General features: G+C 56.3%; 17 protein-coding genes. 9 read left to right on the top strand and 8 right to left on the bottom strand.

Features of this window, described 5'->3' with window-relative positions:
• Positions 1 to 779 precede the first annotated feature (779 nt).
• The 6 genes from panE (at position 780) to GRH90_RS14195 (ending at position 4,881) form a co-directional block, all read left to right on the top strand.
• On the top strand, positions 780 to 1,697 hold the full coding sequence (gene panE / locus GRH90_RS14220; protein WP_162366611.1) for a 2-dehydropantoate 2-reductase: 918 nt from the start codon (positions 780 to 782) through the stop codon (positions 1,695 to 1,697).
• Between the two features lie 27 nt (positions 1,698 to 1,724).
• Positions 1,725 to 2,282 (top strand): MarR family winged helix-turn-helix transcriptional regulator, encoded by a 558-nt coding sequence (locus GRH90_RS14215; protein ID WP_162366610.1) that lies wholly within the window; start codon positions 1,725 to 1,727, stop codon positions 2,280 to 2,282.
• Between the two features lie 42 nt (positions 2,283 to 2,324).
• On the top strand, positions 2,325 to 2,894 hold the full coding sequence (locus GRH90_RS14210) for a cytochrome b (RefSeq protein ID WP_162366609.1): 570 nt from the start codon (positions 2,325 to 2,327) through the stop codon (positions 2,892 to 2,894).
• A 40-nt stretch (positions 2,895 to 2,934) separates the two neighbouring features.
• A complete protein-coding gene (locus GRH90_RS14205; RefSeq protein WP_162366608.1) occupies positions 2,935 to 3,480 on the top strand; it encodes a tetratricopeptide repeat protein in 546 nt (181 codons plus the stop codon).
• A gap of 88 nt (positions 3,481 to 3,568) precedes the next feature.
• Positions 3,569 to 4,093, top strand: a complete 525-nt coding sequence (locus GRH90_RS14200) for an RNA polymerase sigma factor (RefSeq protein ID WP_162366607.1) — start codon at positions 3,569 to 3,571, stop codon at positions 4,091 to 4,093.
• On the top strand, positions 4,090 to 4,881 hold the full coding sequence (locus GRH90_RS14195; protein WP_162366606.1) for an anti-sigma factor: 792 nt from the start codon (positions 4,090 to 4,092) through the stop codon (positions 4,879 to 4,881). The genes GRH90_RS14200 and GRH90_RS14195 overlap by 4 nt, the downstream gene beginning before the upstream one ends.
• Before the next feature lie 59 nt (positions 4,882 to 4,940).
• Here GRH90_RS14195 and GRH90_RS14190 read toward each other — a convergent pair whose 3' ends face one another.
• Together GRH90_RS14190 and gntU are read right to left on the bottom strand one after the other, a co-directional pair.
• Positions 4,941 to 5,612 carry a TetR/AcrR family transcriptional regulator gene (locus GRH90_RS14190; RefSeq protein ID WP_162366605.1) on the bottom strand — a complete coding sequence of 224 codons (672 nt, stop codon included), beginning with the start codon at positions 5,610 to 5,612 and terminating at the stop codon, positions 4,941 to 4,943.
• Positions 5,613 to 6,108: 496 nt separating this feature from the next.
• Positions 6,109 to 7,446, bottom strand: a complete 1,338-nt coding sequence (gene gntU, locus GRH90_RS14185; RefSeq protein ID WP_162366604.1) for a gluconate transporter — start codon at positions 7,444 to 7,446, stop codon at positions 6,109 to 6,111.
• Between the two features lie 930 nt (positions 7,447 to 8,376).
• Here gntU and GRH90_RS14180 point away from each other — a divergent pair.
• Both GRH90_RS14180 and GRH90_RS14175 read left to right on the top strand, forming a co-directional pair.
• Complete coding sequence (locus tag GRH90_RS14180) at positions 8,377 to 9,306, top strand: glycosyltransferase family 9 protein (protein WP_162366603.1); 930 nt, start codon at positions 8,377 to 8,379, stop codon at positions 9,304 to 9,306.
• Positions 9,296 to 9,649: a DUF1493 family protein gene (locus tag GRH90_RS14175; protein ID WP_162366602.1), complete on the top strand. Its 354-nt coding sequence runs from the start codon at positions 9,296 to 9,298 to the stop codon at positions 9,647 to 9,649. Before GRH90_RS14180 ends, GRH90_RS14175 begins: the two co-directional genes overlap by 11 nt.
• Before the next feature lies 1 nt (position 9,650).
• Here GRH90_RS14175 and GRH90_RS14170 read toward each other — a convergent pair whose 3' ends face one another.
• The 3 genes from GRH90_RS14170 to cbpA all read right to left on the bottom strand — a co-directional run bounded on the left by GRH90_RS14170 (position 9,651) and on the right by cbpA (position 12,126).
• Positions 9,651 to 10,673, bottom strand: a complete 1,023-nt coding sequence (locus GRH90_RS14170) for a glycosyltransferase family 9 protein (RefSeq protein WP_162366601.1) — start codon at positions 10,671 to 10,673, stop codon at positions 9,651 to 9,653.
• A 205-nt stretch (positions 10,674 to 10,878) separates the two neighbouring features.
• A complete protein-coding gene (locus GRH90_RS14165) occupies positions 10,879 to 11,181 on the bottom strand; it encodes a chaperone modulator CbpM (RefSeq protein WP_162366600.1) in 303 nt (100 codons plus the stop codon).
• Positions 11,182 to 11,187: 6 nt separating this feature from the next.
• Positions 11,188 to 12,126 carry a curved DNA-binding protein gene (gene cbpA, locus GRH90_RS14160; RefSeq protein WP_162366599.1) on the bottom strand — a complete coding sequence of 313 codons (939 nt, stop codon included), beginning with the start codon at positions 12,124 to 12,126 and terminating at the stop codon, positions 11,188 to 11,190.
• 341 nt (positions 12,127 to 12,467) lie between these two features.
• Here cbpA and GRH90_RS14155 point away from each other — a divergent pair, with 341 nt between their 5' ends.
• Positions 12,468 to 13,898 (top strand): sugar porter family MFS transporter, encoded by a 1,431-nt coding sequence (locus GRH90_RS14155; protein ID WP_162366598.1) that lies wholly within the window; start codon positions 12,468 to 12,470, stop codon positions 13,896 to 13,898.
• 140 nt (positions 13,899 to 14,038) lie between these two features.
• On the opposite strand, the gene GRH90_RS14150 is transcribed toward GRH90_RS14155, so the two are convergent.
• The 3 genes from GRH90_RS14150 to GRH90_RS14140 form a co-directional block, all read right to left on the bottom strand.
• Positions 14,039 to 15,697 carry a S10 family peptidase gene (locus GRH90_RS14150; protein WP_162366597.1) on the bottom strand — a complete coding sequence of 553 codons (1,659 nt, stop codon included), beginning with the start codon at positions 15,695 to 15,697 and terminating at the stop codon, positions 14,039 to 14,041.
• Between the two features lie 118 nt (positions 15,698 to 15,815).
• Entirely contained in the window at positions 15,816 to 16,739 is a 924-nt protein-coding gene (locus GRH90_RS14145; RefSeq protein ID WP_218586247.1) for a carbohydrate ABC transporter permease, read from the bottom strand.
• 3 nt (positions 16,740 to 16,742) lie between these two features.
• Positions 16,743 to 17,975, bottom strand: coding sequence for an ABC transporter substrate-binding protein (locus tag GRH90_RS14140; RefSeq protein ID WP_218586246.1), 1,233 nt, complete (start codon positions 17,973 to 17,975; stop codon positions 16,743 to 16,745).
• Between the last annotated feature and the right edge of the window lie 51 nt (positions 17,976 to 18,026).

The following is an 18,026-nucleotide window of genomic DNA, read 5'->3' as shown; positions in this document are numbered from 1 at the left end:
ACCATATTTTCAAAATATAAAGGCTAATTATTAGTACCAGGTAGCTTTTATTATAATATCGTTAACACTAATTGAATAGGTAGCGCAATTTTAATTTATTATATCTTCCATTTTTATTTATTCAGGCATTTACATTGCTATGATTTTTCATTTATACTGCCGCTGTTGTCGAGTAGAGTGCCAGTCACTCAACAGGGATGACAACGGTACGCCGCGCTATTATAAGTAGCGCGGCGTTTCCTTACCGGGTGGCGCCACAGACTTGTCATGGTGGCAATAACTACAGCGCCTTTATTGATACGATTGATTAAATTTTATAACATTTATAATTATTATAAAAAAGCATAGCCTTAAGCTAAATATCAAACGTTAATGACATCCAGGCATCAACCGGTCGTAAAAATGAATGGGATGTTATTAAGTTTAATAACGATTGAATAATATCATATAAAATTTTAATGGGTTCATGCGTTTTACCAAAATCCAACACCTTAAATCCACGGTTGTTTTCAGTTGATAACGTACGGCTCCACATTCTCTTTATTATCATGAGTTCAACCCAAATAATAAACAGGGACGTTTAATTTTTTTTAGCTGCCATAACGCCAGTCGGTAAAAATTTTGAGGGCCGTCTTCAGAGATATCGCCCGTGACAATGACCGCCTCAGCCCGCTCTGGTAATGGCGGGGCAGATAACCCGCTTGACTATTAGTTGCATACTCACCTATTTTATCAAGATGGCCTGGTTTTTCACTCATCAAGAATAAAAGGAAAACGTTATGCGGATTTTAGTCGTTGGCGCAGGCGCCACCGGAGGTTATTTTGGCGCGCGGTTGTCGCTTGCCGGACGGAACGTCACCTTTTTGGTGCGCGGTAAGCGTGCCGATGCGTTACGTCACAACGGACTGCATTTGATCACGCCCGGCGGCGAGATTTCGTTGCAACCGCAGTTGATAACCACCGGAGAAATAGACCAGCCGTATGACGTTATCCTGTTAACCGTGAAAGCCTTTGGCCTTGAATCGGCGCTTAGCGACATAACCCCCGCAGTAGGCCCGGACACCATCATCATGCCGATACTTAACGGCATGAAACACCTGGAGATCCTGACCACCCGTTTTGGCAAGCAGGCGGTCATTGGCGGACTGTGCAAAATAGCCGCCACCCTTGATGAGCAAGGCCGGGTCGTGCAGCTCAGCCATCTGCATGAATTAACCTACGGCGAACCGGACGGCTCGATAACCGATCGTATCAGCCGGCTCGACGCCCTGTTCAAGGATGCGGGCTTTACCGCCCGGCTATCAACCTCGATTATCAACGAGATGTGGGAAAAATGGCTGCTGCTGGCAAGCCTGGGCGCCATTACCTGCCTGATGCGCGGCAATATCGGCCAGGTGGCCGCGGCCCCCGGCGGCGAGCTGTTCGCCCGTTCGGTGATAAACGAAATACTGGCGGTGGTCACATCGGCGGGCTATCGCCGACGTGAAGACTATATCGCCGACACCACCGCCTTATTGACCCAACAGGACTCGGCCCAGACCTCTTCAATGTTTCGGGATCTGAACCAGGGTTTCCAGGTGGAAGCCGAGCAGGTGCTTGGCGATCTCGTGGCGCTGGGACAGCGCGCGGGACTGACTACCCCCCTGCTCTGCGCCGCTTATACCCATCTGGCGGTCTACCAGCGCAGCCGGGACTGAACCGCCGCCATCGGCCGGGAGAATAACATGTGCGCAGCCAAAAAATCGCCGAGGCTGGACGAAATTCCGGTTAAGGGGAGCGGCCTGGCGGGCGAGACCAACCAACCCGCGGTATGCCATGCTACGGCCTTACGTAAGGCCACCCGGCGAATGTCCCAGCTTTACGATGCGGCGCTGGCGCCCATAGGGCTGCGCTCCACGCAGCGCTCTATTCTCCGGCAAATCAACAACGCCGGCGAGCTCAGCATGAGCGAACTGGCGGAAGCGCTGGTATTGGATCGTTCGGCGTTGAACCACAACCTTAAGCCCCTCGAGCGGGACGGCCTGCTGACGGTGGCGGTCGCGCAGGAAGACAAACGCGGCCGGGTTGTCAGGCTGACGCAGGCCGGCCACGATAAACTCCAGGCATCGCATAGCCTGTGGCAGGACGCCCAGAGGCGCTTTGAGTCCATTATTCCATCCTCCCAGGTCGCGACGTTGACCGCCACGCTTGCGCTTATAGCGTCACCGGAGTTTACCGATAAATTTACCGGCACGGCGGGGAAAATAATTTCTCGAAAAAAAGCGAATAAGTTCGCCCGGTGAGGTGTTTACCCTGTATTCAACCAGGCCATCCAGGATACAGGCATGCCAACCACTTCCATCATTCCGCAAAAATCGAACTCACAGCGTTATGATAAATTTACCATCATGCTGCATTGGGCAACGGCGCTGATGGTTATTTTTCTTTTTGCCAGCTCGCAGATATGGGAACAACTGGAGCGCGGCACGCCATGGAGAAAAGGGCTTCAGTCACTGCATATCTCTTTCGGCATCATGCTCGCGGCCATTATTATCACCCGTCTTATCTGGCGCGGCACGGCCGGTAAACGATTACCCGCCGCCTCGTCGTCTGTATGGATGCACCGCGTGGCCAAGCTGACCCATTGGGCGTTATATCTGCTGCTGATCGGGCAGGTTACCCTTGGTTTCCTTTTCCGCTGGGCGCAGGGCGAGCCCTTTATGTTCTTTGGACTGTTTCCTATACCGGATATTTTCGGCGTCGACCCGATGCTGCGGCGCACGTTCGGCATGCTGCATTTTTACACGGCGTGGACAATTATTATCCTCGCCGGCCTGCATGCCTGCGCGGCGCTGTTCCACCATTATGTACTACGCGACAATACGCTAAGAAGAATGATCCCGCCGGCAAAATAACGCCTTCTATCTCCATCCCTTAACCACCGGAGTGAAAACCATGCCTTACTCAATCGTTTTGCTGATATCAAAAAAACGCATCTTGCCGGTGGCGGTAGGCGCCTTGCTGCTGCTATCCGGCGTGGCACACGCCATGGGCGACAGTTCGACCACCACGCCGACCTGCCCCAAGGGACAAATCTACGATTCCCGCACCAAAAGCTGTATGGTGGATAAAGGGAGCAAGATTTCCGATACCGATCGTACCCAGTATGCCTATTCCCTGGCCAAAGCCGGACGTTATGACGAGGCGTTAGGGGTGTTGAATACCCTCAGGCAGCCCAACACCGCCAAGGCCTGGAACTATCGCGGTTATGCCACGCGCAAGCTGGGGCGCACCGACGAGGGTATCGGTTATTACCAGAAATCCATTGCCCTGGATCCGCATTACGCCCAGGTGCGCGAATATCTAGGCGAAGCCTATATGATCAAGGGACGCCCGGACCTGGCCAGGGAACAGCTGGCCACGATAAAGACCTTGTGCGGCACCAGTTGCGAAGAGTATCGGGATCTGTCCGCTGCCATTAACGGTCATCCCGAGTCATAACGCGCGCCGGCGGCATGTACATGCCGGGTTTGGTCCAATAATCCCATGCACTTGATAAGGTACTGAATCCGGTCGGGAGATCGCTGTCGTGAAAGCAGATGAGATCAGAGGCGAACTGGGGCACCATCTGGCGCGTCTTTGGCGCTACGGCATGGTGTTATCGCGTAAACATGATATTGCCGATGATTTGGTGCAGGCGACCTGCGTGCGCGCGCTGGAACGCGCCGGGCAGTTTGCCGCCGGGACCACGCTGGATCGCTGGCTGTTCACGATTTTGCATTCGATTTGGGTCAATGAGATCAGGTCGCGCTTAATTCGCCAGGGCCAGGGATTTGTCGACATCGACGCTACGGAAGGCCAGGCCGATAGCCGCGACTCCGTTGACGATATTTGGGCGAACCAGATTATGGCGCGCGTCAACCGGTTGCCGGAGGCCCAACGAAATGCGGTGTTCCTGGTGTACGTGGAAGGTTTTACCTATCAGGAAGCGGCGCAAACCTTATCCGTGCCCATCGGCACCATCATGAGCCGGCTGGCGACAGCCCGGCAACGGCTGGCAAAAGATGCCGCCATCGCTTCCGGCCGGACCCTGGCAGAGGGGGATTTCCAATGACTCAATATCGCCCGGCCCCGCCGTTTTCCGATGAAATGCTGGTGGCTTACCTGGATGATGAATTAAGCGTGGAACAACGCCATCTGCTAGGGGAACAGCTCAGCCTGGACCCGCAGCTGGCGGCGCGCCTGGCCTATCTGGATCGCGCCAGCCTGCCTTTCGGCGCGGCTTACGCCGGTATGCTGGAGCAAGCGCCGGTAGCGCGGTTACAGGCAGGGCTGGAGGCGTTGGACCCCGGAAACCCACTGCCGGCATCGGGGTATAAAGGCGTAAGCCGCCGTCACCTTATCGCGGCGGCGGTGGCCTGCCTGGCGGTGGGTGGCCTGGCCGGACGCCTGTCGGCGGGCCTGGGAGAGAGCGAAACGCCTGACGACAACTGGCGCGGGCTGGTGGCGCAATATATGTCGCTTTATACCAATGAAACCTTTGCCGACATGCCCGATTCCGCCGCGCTGCAACAACGGCAATTGCAGAATATCAGCGCCGAACTGGGCCTTACGCTTGAACCTGCACGTATTAACCTACCCGGCGCCGAGCTGAAGTTTGCCCGTATGTTGCGTTACGACAGCCTGCCCATAGCGCAGATTGCCTACCTGGATGAACGCCATGGTCCCCTGGCGTTTTGTATTACGCCCGCCGCCGGCGCTGGCGACCGCAGCGCGCAAAGCGAAGTCCGGCGCGAAATGAACGTGGTGTATTGGACCGCGCAACATCACCACTTCATGCTGATTGGTCATAATCCGGCGGCGGAAATGCGGGCGTTGGCGCAAAAATTGATGATGGGATAAGGATTGGCCCAGGCGACGGGTCGTCTCCTGGGCGCGGCACAATGGCGTTGGCCGGCGGCTCAGGCCTCGAGGGCGGCAATCAGCGTAAAATCGGCGCCGACACGGATCAGCTCCGGCCATACGGTCATCATGGTGGAGACGATCGTATCCAAATCTTCATGGGTGGCGCCGTCCCGGGCCTGGACCGACATGCCCTGCAGCGTACAGGCCAGATATTTTGCCAGCGCCGCGATATTGGTCTGCGTGGGAAGCTCGCCCTGGGACTGCCGCACCTGGAGGAATTCGCGCAGGGTATTTTCCTGCAAATGGTGGCGCGTGCGCAGCAGTTCGGCGACATCCTCGGACGACGCGGATAAAGCCGCGGAGGTACAGATGATAAAACAACCCGAAGGCAGACTCTTATCGGTAAAGGTGGCCGCCGCGGCGCGGAAAAAACGTTCTACCGCCTCGGTAATGGTGCTGCCGGGGCGCGTCAGCAAGGCCTTGCCTTTTTCGGCAAACTTGCTGACGTAACGTTCCACCGCCGCGCGGAATAAACCTTCTTTATTGCCGAACTCGGCATAGAGCGTCGGCGCCTTGGCGCCGGTGGCGTCGACCAGATCGGCCATCGAGGTGGCTTCATAGCCATGCCGCCAGAACATTTCCAGCGCCTTGTCCAAAGCGATATCGCGGTCAAACTGCTTAGGACGTCCGCGACCTTTCTTCAGACATGCCGCTTGTTCAATGCTCATGACATCCTCTCTAACCTGAATGGGTGATCGAATATAATTAACGGCCATTATAAAAAATCCTTACCCCCCTGTCGAGGCCGTTTTCAGATTTTACCCAGATCATCGTAACCTGAACCCGATATCCTGAGAATAGATAAGGATTCAAAAAAATATCGTCAGAGTTCGATTAAATTAAGTCATCAGACAATTTATTTTTACAGACGCCCGTCTCTGATGCACGGGCAGGAGTGCAGTTTAATTCGCGTTTAGACCTGGACGTTGGACGTGGGTTAAGCAGGATCTCATTACGACGGCGGTAACGGTGGCGGGATGGCAATCAATGGCTTTAACGCCAGCGCGGGTCAGCGCTTTTGCCTAATCTCTCCCGCCGTCGGCATTCCTGCCGGCGGCGGTGCTGGTTTCTTACCTTAACAACGCTATCCCCACCCGCCTGTGCCGTGGTCAACAGCCGCTTCCAGCGCTGTAGCCCATGGGGCAACAGCAGCGCGTGAACATATTACAGCACGGCGAAGGCAATCATGCCGACCACCGCGCCGGTGGTGCCGAGGATGGTTTCCATGACGGTCCAGGTCTTTAACGTTTGCAGCTCGGTGGCGCCGGTTAACTTGCCAAACAGCCAGAAGCCGGCATCGTTGACATGGCTGCAGACGATCGAGCCGCCGCCGATGCACACCGACAGCGCGGCCATCTGCGCGCCGTTGAATCCCAGCGGGGCGACCACCGGCATGATGAGCCCGACGGTGGTCAGGCAAGCGACGGTGGCCGAACCCTGGATAATGCGGATAGCCGCGGCCAGGACAAAACAGGCCACGGCAATCGGCAGGCCGGTGCCGATCAGGGCATTGCCCAGCGCCGGGCCTACGCCGGAGTCCACCAGCACCTGCTTGAATACCCCGCCGGCGCCGGTCACCAGTAGGATAATGCCCGCCGGCTGCAGTGCCGCCGAGCAGATGTTCATTACCTTATCCTTGCTCATGCCCTGGCGATAGGCCAGGCCGTAGATGGCTACCAGGCAGGCGAGCAGTATGGCGATAAACGGATGTCCCACCAGCTCCATCCAGCGATATAGGGTCCCGCCCTGTTCCACAAAACGCACGCCGATGGTTTTCAGCCCCACCAGGATCAGCGGAAACAGCACCAGCGAGACGCTAAAGCCAAACGAAGGCAGCGCATCGGTTTTTAATTCCGGCTCGGCAATATCCGCCGGCACCGGGATGGTGACATATTTGCTGATAAAGCTGCCGAACACCGGCCCAGCCAACAGCATGCCGGGGATCGCCGCCAGCAGGCCGATGGCGATCATCCAACCGAAGTCGGCGTGCATCTGCGAGGCAAGCAGCATCGGGGTCGGGCCCGGCAATAAAAATGCCGCCGCGGCCGCGACGCCGGCGAACAAGGGCACCAGCAGTTTGACCAGATTGCCGTCGGTACGACGGGCAACGGCAAACACCACGCCGATCAACAACATCACCGCCACCTCAAAAAACAGCGGCAACGCGCAGATCAGTCCCACGATCCCCATGGCCAAAAAGGCGCGGCTCTCACCAAAGCACCTGACCATTTTACCGGCGATTTGGTCCAGCGCGCCGGTTTCATGCAACACCTTGCCGAACATGGACCCCAAGGCGACGACGATGGCCAGGAAACCCAGGGTGCCGCCCATGCCCGCCTGCATGGTATCGGCAATTTTTTCAAGCGGCATACCGGAAAAAATACCGGTGCCCACGGAGACCAGCAGCAGCGCGACAAAAGCATGCATGCGGGCTTTCATTACCAGGAATAGCAGGATAAGCACCGAACCGATGGCGGTGATAATTAATGTCAACGTACTCATAGCCTATGATCCACCACGCTGTAATCAGCAACCGGCAAGACACCGGCCCTGGGGATATTTATTTTTTGTTCGAACACCTGATGACTCCCATTGCAAAAAAACGTCATGCACTGTCCCCGCGGTGAACACTACGTTAATTTCCGGGCGGCCTTTTGGTGACCAAACAGCGCAAAAAATATGTTACCGGTAACAATAGTCCTGCCAACGTATTTAAAAGGCAAGAAATTAGAAGTAGGTCACATTAAAAGTGTGATAGACCTCCAAAAAATGGAGTTATCTCACGTTTTTTTGTAATGATTGCCTAGGTCAACCTGCGGATAATCGCCGTTATGATCGGCATGGAGGGAAACCGGGTGAATCAGGGGGCAAAGCGTGAATTCCCTTCGGGTAAATCAACTGTTAATGGAAATATTATTGCATGATAATTAAAAGCTCTAATTAATTTTTATTACAACTGTTGTTCGATGTGAAAAATTATTGAACTTACCCGGATAAAAGGTATCAAACAACCCGCCTAGGTGGGCATAGAGATGAGTCATCAGTTTGGACAACATATTAAATTAATTAATTTAACTTAGGGATGAGAATAGCATAGCCTAACATCCTGATTTATGATTTCAACCATGAACACTTACGCATTTAACGATATTCTGCCAATAACTTCGCATATTTTTCGGAGACAATATGTTATTATCCTTTCATTCCCCTGATTAACCACAATTTGTCATGAAAAGAAATAAAACAAGCATAATCAATAAGATATTGACTTTTTACGCTTTTTTAAGCGGCTATAAAAGGGGCCGTTTGGAAAACTGCAGCAATGATGGCATTAGTTGTATTGTCATCTATTCCACTACCGCACTAGGCGATTTAATACTTAATACCCCTGCAATCCTTGCGCTCAGGAAAAAATTCCCCCAAGCCAGATTAGTGCTGGTCTCCAGTCCGAAGAATAAAGGATTGGTCCAGGGCAGCGCGTTGTTTGATGACATTTTGTACTGGAACAATAAGTTCAATAATATTATCTATTTTATTTATAAATTACGGCGCCTGCGTCCGCAGACGGCGGTTATTCTTCACTCCTATTTTCCTTATGATATCTTAAGCGTCGTCTTGTCCGGATGCCGCTATATCTTCCGCGATCACTACGGTAGCGAGAGCCAGGCGCTCAACCCTTGGCTCACCGCCTTCTCATCCAAGTTCGAGGGACATACCGTGCAACGCAAGCTTAATCTGCTGCAACCGCTGGGATGTGATACGACGGCGGTACGAATGGAGATTCCGGTGGCCATCCCGCCCGGGCAAAAGCCCGCGGATAAAATTCGCATCGGTTTCCAGCTCGGCGCCTCGCGCGACTTCAGGCGCTGGCCGCCGGAGAGCTTTGCGTCGTTAGCCGACAAGCTCATGGATAATCATGCCGCCCTGGACGTCGTGCTGATCGGCGGCAAGAACGAGTTGGCGCTGGTCGATGACCTTATGGCGCGGATATCCCCCCGTCACCGGCCCCGGGTCGTTTCACTGGTGGGCAAAACCAGCCTGATGGAGCTTGCCTCGGCAATAACCACTTTTGACACGCTGGTTACCGGCGACACCGGACCGTTGCATCTGGCCATTGCGCAGCAGGTCAGGACGGTGAGCCTGTTTGTCACCGCTAATCCGTTATACACCGGTCCTAACCAGGACCTGCATTTGCACCATGTCTTTTATAAGCCGCTGCAAAGCCTGTCGCCCGAATTGGCCGCCAGCCCATTCCCGATGGCCGCCATCACCGTTGATGAAGTCTTTACCGCGGTGCAGCAGAGTTACCGCCGCGGGCAAGACGACGCGCTGGCGCCAGGCAATTATCATTATGGAACCTGATTTGCAACAGCAGGTGTTCGATTTCATCGCCCCCTTCCGCCTGCCCGATATCTGGGGACGGCGCAAACCCCTGTGCCTGGCCTTTTCCGTGCGCGATGATCTGGGTTTATCACCCGATGAATTCGATCATCTGATGAACGACTTTTTTTTACTTTTCCAGGTAGACGCCTGCCACTACGACCACCTGGCCTATTTCCCTGAAGACAGCAGCCCGATGCCGATAAAAATCATGCGGCAGCTGGGCCGGTGCATCGGGTCAAGCGCGCCGCCCGCGCCGCGGCCATTGACCATTGAACTGTTGGTCACGGCGGCTCGCGCGGGCAGGTGGCCGCAACGGGATTGAACTAACCGGCCTGCCGCGCGCCGGGCTTTAGTTGACGCAACGCTTCATGTACCTGCCGGGGCGAAATAGACGCCACGTTAGAATCCCCTGCCTGTAAAACGCTATGCGGCACCTGCCAGGGCGCCCAGCACACCGGGTCGCTGTCGCCGAACAGCGCGATAATCCCTTTGCCTAATCCGGCGGCGATATGCATCGCCCCGCCATCGCTGGTGACCACGCTGTCGCACAGCTGCATGGCCGCCATCAGCGTATCCAATGAATGCGTGGCTATGGGGGTCAGGCAGGGTAAATCACAGGCGGCCGCGATCCGCGCGGCCAGGTCGTCGTCACCCGGATGGGTGGGATTATCCGCCGCGCCTGGCGACCAGAGCAGGATGATCCGGCAAGGGCCGGCCGCGGCGATTAGCCTGGCCAACGCGACAAAATTTGCCTCGGGCCAGCGCTGCAATATCCGGCGGGCGCTGATTTGCAATCCGATGACCGGCTGGTCGGCGTCAATGCCATAACGCTCCGACAGCGCCGCGACCGCGGCCGGATCGGCGCTAAGCACCAACGGGCCGGCAGGCGAGCGGATCCCCAGCGGCGCCAGCATGCGGTGAAAGCGCCGGACCAGATGTTCCCGGGTCCCGTCGGGTGGGGTCACCAAATCGCTAATCGCCGGATGGGAACGATCGCCCAGGGCCAGGATCCTGCCGGCCCCCGACAGAGGGCCCCACTTTAGTACGCGCGGATCCCAGCGGCTTTTGGCCATCAACGCGATATCGTAGTGGGTGCGCCGGATATGCCACATGATGTTCAGGCGGCGCAGGATAATGCCGATACGGGATTCCCCCGCTGCGCGATGGTGGATTTTCTGGTAGACATAGACCTTGCTGATATCAGGATTACGGGCCAGCACGCCGGCGTTGTAGCTGTTCGCCAGGACGTCGACCCGATAGCCGCCTTCTTTGGCCAGCGCGCTGATAAGGGGAGTGGTTAACAATGTATCCCCGATATTATCCCGACATACCACCAAGGCTCTCATGGACCTGCTCCGCTGATAAATGAACAGATAGGGCAAAACCCCACCGGGCCAGGCAAACAGGGCCTCGACCGGTTATATGACACCGGCAAGCCGAACATGTTCAGCCTGAAATCAGCAAGAAAATATAAAGCGTGGCAGGGTAATCAGCATCGGCCCTGGGCCAGGGCCGGAAAAGAAGGGATAACCGACGGGATGCCCGGAAAAATCACTTGATAAGAAAACGGTCCAAACGCTGATGCAAACGGCTATTTTCCGTTTTCAACCGCGATATTTCGTCAAGCAGGCTCACCGCCAGGGCGATGCCCGCCCAGTCCAGCTCCAAATCCTGGCGCAGGCGCTGCGCCCGCTTAAGCTCCCGCAATGCCGCGGGTTCGAAACGCCAGTCGTCGGCTGAATTATCCTGCGGCGCAATAATGCCCAACGCGACCACTTCTAACAATTCGTCCTGGGAAATACTGGCAGACTGGCAAATTTCCGTGATTTCCAGGGTCACCCTAACATCGGTCATGGCTGTTTACTCCCATTCCGCACGAGGATTAAACGCATATTGCGCGGCGAGCTGCGTCCACAGGTCACGGGCACGATCGTCGGCCTGTTGCGGCATCACCACTTTAATTAAGGCATATAAATCACCGGTCCCCTGCTTGTTTACCAGTCCCTTGCCCCTGATACGCAGCTGCTGGCCGGTCTGGCTGTTGGCCGGCACGGTGAGGGTTATCTTGCCGGAAAGCGTCGGCACCGTGACTTTTGCGCCCAACGCCGCCTCCCAGGGTGCCAGCGGCAGGGTCACCAGCAGGTTGTTGCCGTCAATGTCGAACAGCGGATGCGGGGCGATACGGATGATCAGGTAAAGATCGCCATTGGGGCCGCCGTTACTGCCCGCCGGGCCTTGTCCTTTGATACGGATGCGATCGCCGTCGCTGACGCCGGCGGGCACTTTTACCTTCAGCGTTTTGCTGACCGGCTGCCCCTGGCGGCCGCGCTCGACCGGCGCGGACAGTTGATAACTGATGGTGCGCTGATGCTCCTCAAGGGTTTCCTCCAGGAATACCGCCACTTCGATTTCGGCATCCTGGCCGCGCCGGGGCGCGCGGGCGCGCTGCCCGCCGTTGGCCTGCGCGCCGAAGACCGATTCAAAGAAATCGGAATAATCACGCTGCTGGAAATCGCCTTGCGCACCGGCAGCGGCGCGCCCGTTGGGCTGCCATCCGGGAGGCGCTTCGAAACGACCGCCCTGGCCATATTTACGCAGGTCATCGTACTCGGCGCGACGGGCGCTGTCCTTCAGCACCTCATAGGCTTCGGCAACTTCTTTGAATTTGGCTTCGGCGCTGGATTCGGTGCTGACGTCGGGATGATATTTACGCGCCAGTCGGCGATAAGCGGTTTTAATCGTTTTAACATCGGCCGTGGGATCGACACCCAATGCGGCATAATAATCTTTAAAGTCCATACAGCCCTACCGCCATATTTTATGTGATGAATCGCGGGTTTTGAACCAACCGCTGACGGAAATATCTGCAATTTTATTAACTTTAGCACTTCGGCCGGTGCATTAAAAGTCTGTGCCACCGAGCGCGCCGAGCGGAAAATCAGCTGCCAATCGCTAAGCTTTAATGTCCATTGGATAGGGATTAACCAGCTGATAATTGTGATGCACCTATCACAAAAACTCATTAAGTAGCAGAAAAGTCTATATCTTTAGCTGACCGGGCCTCACGGTGAGTGACGATAAGCTCCATGTTAAACGCCTGTCCGGCTGACCGCCGTTATTATGCCTTTATGGAGACGACCATGTCACAATCTGGTGAATACCCATCCCCAGCCGCCGCTACCGGATCCCTATTAGCCGGTAATGCGCGTTTTATGAATACCTTTATCTCTTTCGCCGCCGCCATGGCCGGCCTGCTGTTCGGGCTGGATATCGGCGTGATTGCCGGCGCCCTGCCGTTGATTACCGAGCATTTTTCCCTGAGCAGCCAGCTGCAGGAATGGATAGTCAGCAGCATGATGCTGGGCGCGGCGCTCGGCGCGCTGGCCAACGGCTGGTTCTCTTCCCGCCTGGGACGTAAATACAGCCTGATGATTGGCGCCGTGCTGTTTATCCTCGGGTCCCTTGGCTCGGCGCTGGCCCAGTCGGCGGAAATATTGCTGCTATGGCGGGTGCTGCTGGGTTTTGCCATCGGCATCGCCTCCTACACCGCACCGCTATATTTATCCGAAATGGCCACCGAATCCGTCCGCGGCAAGCTGATCGCCATGTATCAGCTCATGGTGACCCTGGGCATATTGTTGGCTTTTTTGTCCGATACCGCCTTTAGCTATAGCGGCAACTGGCGCGCGATGCTCGGCGTGCTGTGCATCCCGGCGATAATCCTGCTGGCAGCGGTGTTTTTCCTGCCCAACAGCCCGCGCTGGCTGGCCTCCAAGGGCCGGCACATCGAGGCGGAACAGGTGCTGCGGATGCTGCGCGACACCTCGGAAAAGGCGCGGCAGGAGCTTAACGATATCCGTGAAAGCCTGAAGCTCAAGCAAAACGGCTGGGGGTTGTTTAAATCCAATAGCAACGTGCGGCGGGCGGTATTCCTCGGCATGCTGCTGCAGGCGATGCAGCAGTTTACCGGTATGAATATCATCATGTATTACGCGCCGAAAATATTCAGCCTGGCGGGATTCACCTCCACCCGTCAGCAAATGATCGCCACGGTCATTGTCGGCCTGACCTTTGTGCTGGCGACGTTTATCGCCATCGGCATGGTGGATAAGGCCGGGCGCAAACCGGCGCTGAAAATCGGCTTTAGCGTCATTGCCGTCGGCACGCTGATGCTGGGCGTTTGCCTGCAGATGATCGATCGCGGCAACCATTCCGCCGGCATCTCCTATCTGTCGGTGGGCATGACCATGATGTGCATCGCCGGTTACGCCATGAGCGCCGCGCCGGTGGTATGGATTTTATGTTCCGAAATCCAGCCGCTGAAAAGCCGCGACTTCGGCATCACCTGCTCCACCACCACCAACTGGGTGGCCAATATGATTATCGGCGCCACCTTCCTGACCCTGATGGGCCATATCGGCGCCGCCGCCACGTTCTGGCTCTACAGCGCGCTCAACGTGGCGTTTGTAATGGTAACCTTTATCCTGATCCCGGAAACCAAAAATATCTCGCTGGAAAAAATCGAGCACAACCTGATGGCGGGAAAAAAGCTGCGGCATATCGGCCAATAACGGCTCACGTATCGACGCCATTAACCCTTGCCGGCGGCGAACGGTCGATTAAGCGCCGGCAGCGCCGCTTCGCCGGATAGTTTCAGCACCATGTCTTGCCCTATGTTCAACCGCGCCCTATGGGCGCCGCAATGGGCCGCTTAAGAGATTGCCGTTTTACGCTGTTGCAACGCGCGAATGCGGCTTATCGCCGCAGGGTCGCCGGTCGCCTGGCGGTACATGGCGGTCAGGTCGTTTTTTAACGTGGCGCGCGCCTCGCCGTTCAGGTAGATCATATGGCCGGAAGGATAGAATTTAACGGCCAGGTTCTGACGGATAGACGATGAGAGCAGCGGCATCGCCTCCAGGTCGAGCATCGTCTGGTAAAACGGCGTCACAAAATCGTAGATACCGTTAGCCGATAATACCTTGAGGTCGACATTCAGGCTCATGGTTGCCGCCAGATCGCCCGCCGTATAGAGGATCGGCGCTCCCTTGTCATTGACGCCTTTTTCAGCGCCGGTGGGATCGGTATGGTGAAAATCCCAATATTGGAAAGCCCGTTCGTTCAGATCGGTAAAGGCGGAATTGGACGTGAATTTAAGCCCCTCGTTAAGGTAGCTGTTCCACATGGCCGTATAAGCGCCGTTAACCGCCGTCATCGAGGGGTCGTTGCCGCCGGAATTGGGATCGATATCGGCGGCGATGCCGGTATTAACCGCCGTCACCCTGCCGTCATACGAGCCGAGCGCCAACCCCCTGGACTGGAGCAGGGTTACCAGGAAGAGCGAGTTACCCCGGCTGTTGCTGGCGCCGACGTCGAGGCTCCAGCCAAGCAGCGTTTTTTCATCAATACCGGTATATTCGGCAAGCGTTGCCAGGATAGCGTGATCTACCTGGGGAAAACGGGCCAGCGCCCCGGCGTAATGCCGGCTGGAAAAGTCGGCCGCCTGCCGCGAAAAAGCGAAGGGTTCGGCCGGACGGGGAGATATCTTCAGCCGGTTGTGATACCAGGCATCGCAGGCGCAGGTGGGTAATAAGCCTACCGGATTACCGGCCCGGGCATAATCCAGGATCGAGGATTGCAGCGTGACGCCGTTCAAATCAACGCCGTCTTCATGCAATACATACGAGAGCACCGCGCTGCGCGCGGTGCCATAAGACTCCCCGAACAGAAACTTGGGTGAATTCCAGCGGTCGTTGGCGGTCAGGTAACGTTTGATAAATTGGGCCAGCGAGCGGGCGTCCTGGTCGACCCCCCAAAAATCCCGGTTCCGTCGCGGCGCGACGGCCGCCGAGTAACCGGTGCCAACCGGATTGATAAACACCAGATCGCTTATATCCAGCAGGCTATCGGGATTATCCTCAAGGGTATAAGGCGCGGGCGGCGTAAAGTCTGGCATCGCGGTTTTGATACGCTTGGGCGCAAAAGAGCCCAACAGCACATACACCGATGACGACCCCGGACCGCCGTTGTAGAAAAAGGTCACCGGCCGGCTCTCGTGCGTCGCGCCGTCAAGCGTAAACGCGACGTAAAAGATTTTTGCCTCCGGCAGTGAACTGCCGGAATCGACCGCCACCAGATGGCCGGCCGCGGCGGTGTAATCCAGGGTTTTACCACCGATCTCCATGGTATGGTGGGTAATGGCGGCGTTCTCGGAAGTATCGGTCACCCCGTCGTCAGGGCCGTTGCCATATGCCACGGGATCGAAAAACGGCCGGTCCGCCGCTGTCGCGACAGGTTTATCATTCGTTGGTTTCCCGGCATCCTGTCTGCCGTCGCCGTTGTTACCCTTTGGATTGTGTTTGCTGCCAGCCATTATCTCCTCCCGCTACCTTCAGCCCCGCTGCGCCTGGCGATCGTCCCGGCCCCTGGCGGCGCTGCCGCCCGGTGTACCGGGTTGAGACCTAACCTTTAGTATAGATGCTCAGGGAGTGTTAACGGCGCCGCTCCAGCATGGCGAAAAAGACCACCGTCATGGCGAGCACGATCAGCAGCAATACCAGCGCTGCGGCCGACCCCTCGTTAATCGACAGGCCGAGGAAGGCCCTGCGGTAGGCAAAAAAGCTCAGTACTTCGGTGGCGGTGCCGGGGCCGCCGCGGGTCAGCACATAGGGCAGATCATAGGTGCGCAGCTCATTGATAAGCTGGATGACCACGGCGATGGCCGCCACCGGGCGCAGCATCGGCAGGGTAATATACCAAAATTGCTGCCATTGCCGGGCGCCGTCCATTTCGGCGGCCTCGTAAGGTTCACGCGGCAGCGCGGCAAGACCGGCCGCCAGGATCAGCACGACAAAAGACATTTGCTGCCAGACATCAATAAACGCCATGCTCCAGAACGCCAGGGTCGGATTACCCAGCCAGTCCATGCGCGGCAGTCCCCAGGATTCGAACATATGGTTGATGATGCCCAGGTTGGGCTGCAGCAGCATGCGCCAGATCAGCGCGACGCATACCGGCGACATCGCCATCGGAATGGTCAGCAATGCGAAATAAAGCGGCCTGGTCTTTACCACCCGGTTAAGCATCAGGGCAATGCCCAGCCCCGCCAAAAACTCGCCGGCGACGGTAATCAGTGAATATTTAATGGTCAGCCAGGCCGCCGCCCAGAACGCTGCATCGTTCAGCACGGCGACAAAGTTGTCGATGCCGGCAAAAGGCGCCAGGGCCGGCCGCATCAGGGTAAAGGAGGAGAACGCCAGCGCGACGGCATACAGCACGGGGAAACCCAGCACGATGGCCAACGCGGTCAAGCCTGGCGAGGCAAACGCCCAGCCGGTCAGGCGAAACCGGTCAAACCCGGCGCGGCCGGGTTTTGTCTGCCGCAGGGAAGCCGCGGAGGTTTTAGATAGCATCATCCATTACTTCTTCATCAACTTTTCAAGCTGGGCGGCGGATTCCGCCAACGCCCCGTCGACGGTGCCGTTGCCGCCGGCCACCTGGGAAAGCTGGGTGCCGAGCACGTCCTCATACTGGGCGGAATAGGTAAAGATAGGGAAAGATTTGCCGCTGGCGACCACCTGCTGGGCGGTCTGGTAGTACGGGAATTTAGCCAGCACCGCCGGGTCCTGGTAGACATCGGCGCGCACCGGCGCATGCCCCTGCAGCGCGCGCTCGGTTTCGGTTTTCTTACTTTGCGCCCATTGGATAAAGGTCCAGGCGGCCTGTTTTTCCTCAGGTGAAACATTATGCGGAATGCCCCAGCCCCAGCCGCCGCTTTCACCATGGCCGCCCGGCATGGTCGTCAGCGCCAGCTTGCCCGCCACATTCGGGCAAGCCTGCCGGTTGTCCAGCTGCGGCAGCATCCACCAATAGGTGATCATGCTGAAGGCCTTGCCGCTGCACATCAGGCGCATGGTATCGTCGAGGGTGGCGGAAAGCGCGCCAGCCTGGGCCCCATGCTGGATAGCGTCGACATATAAGGCCAGGGCCTTTTTACCCGCCGGGCTATTGAGCGCCACCTTATTATCCTGGTCCAGGTAATCGCCGCCGGCGGCAAACAGATAGTTAGAGAATTCCATACTGTTAGGATCACCTCGTTGCCCTTGCATGGCCGCTCCGGCAATGCCCTGTTTTTCTTTGATATATTTAATTAACGCGACATAGTCTTCAAGCGTCTGCGGCGGCACCAACGCCTTATTGGCGCCGGCCTGGTATTGCTGTTGCACTGTTTTATCCGCCAGGATATCAGTGCGATATATCAGCCCCATGGAATAGTTATACATCGGCAAGATAAATAACTTATCTTTGTCGTGGTTGAGCAATGAAACGGTGGAGGGGATAAACGCCGACGTATCAAAGCTGTCTTTTTTAATAAGCGGGGTGAGATCGGTCAACCATTGTGCGGCGGGAAATTCGCCGGCCCATAGAAAATCCACTTCCAGCAAATTATAATAACTTTGTGGGGCAATTAATTGCGCTACCAGCTTATCATGCATGTCGCCATAGCCGATCTTTTCAAACTCAACCTTGATACCGCTCTCTTTTTCAAACTGCGGCAGCATTTGCTCGATAATATGAGTCTCCGGGACATCTTCCATCAGGGCACGCAATACGACTTCTTTTGCCTGCGCTCCCATAACGGCGGACAACATAACCAAACCTGATAAAAATAATATTTTTTTCTTTATTAACATGGCCGGCTC

The organism is Acerihabitans arboris, from assembly GCF_010131535.1.
Lineage (GTDB): Bacteria > Pseudomonadota > Gammaproteobacteria > Enterobacterales > Enterobacteriaceae > Acerihabitans > Acerihabitans arboris.
Note: the sequence above shows the minus strand (reverse complement) of the source record. Positions and strands in the feature narration are given on the sequence as shown.

Coding starts and splice junctions, on each gene's coding strand:
- panE (WP_162366611.1), top strand. CDS start 780: ATGCGGATTTTAGTCGTTGGCGCAGGCGCCACCGGAGGTTATTTTGGC.
- GRH90_RS14215 (WP_162366610.1), top strand. CDS start 1,725: ATGTGCGCAGCCAAAAAATCGCCGAGGCTGGACGAAATTCCGGTTAAG.
- GRH90_RS14210 (WP_162366609.1), top strand. CDS start 2,325: ATGCCAACCACTTCCATCATTCCGCAAAAATCGAACTCACAGCGTTAT.
- GRH90_RS14205 (WP_162366608.1), top strand. CDS start 2,935: ATGCCTTACTCAATCGTTTTGCTGATATCAAAAAAACGCATCTTGCCG.
- GRH90_RS14195 (WP_162366606.1), top strand. CDS start 4,090: ATGACTCAATATCGCCCGGCCCCGCCGTTTTCCGATGAAATGCTGGTG.
- GRH90_RS14190 (WP_162366605.1), bottom strand. CDS start 5,612: ATGAGCATTGAACAAGCGGCATGTCTGAAGAAAGGTCGCGGACGTCCT.
- gntU (WP_162366604.1), bottom strand. CDS start 7,446: ATGAGTACGTTGACATTAATTATCACCGCCATCGGTTCGGTGCTTATC.
- GRH90_RS14175 (WP_162366602.1), top strand. CDS start 9,296: ATGGAACCTGATTTGCAACAGCAGGTGTTCGATTTCATCGCCCCCTTC.
- GRH90_RS14170 (WP_162366601.1), bottom strand. CDS start 10,673: ATGAGAGCCTTGGTGGTATGTCGGGATAATATCGGGGATACATTGTTA.
- GRH90_RS14165 (WP_162366600.1), bottom strand. CDS start 11,181: ATGACCGATGTTAGGGTGACCCTGGAAATCACGGAAATTTGCCAGTCT.
- cbpA (WP_162366599.1), bottom strand. CDS start 12,126: ATGGACTTTAAAGATTATTATGCCGCATTGGGTGTCGATCCCACGGCC.
- GRH90_RS14155 (WP_162366598.1), top strand. CDS start 12,468: ATGTCACAATCTGGTGAATACCCATCCCCAGCCGCCGCTACCGGATCC.
- GRH90_RS14150 (WP_162366597.1), bottom strand. CDS start 15,697: ATGGCTGGCAGCAAACACAATCCAAAGGGTAACAACGGCGACGGCAGA.
- GRH90_RS14145 (WP_218586247.1), bottom strand. CDS start 16,739: ATGATGCTATCTAAAACCTCCGCGGCTTCCCTGCGGCAGACAAAACCC.
- GRH90_RS14140 (WP_218586246.1), bottom strand. CDS start 17,975: ATGTTGTCCGCCGTTATGGGAGCGCAGGCAAAAGAAGTCGTATTGCGT.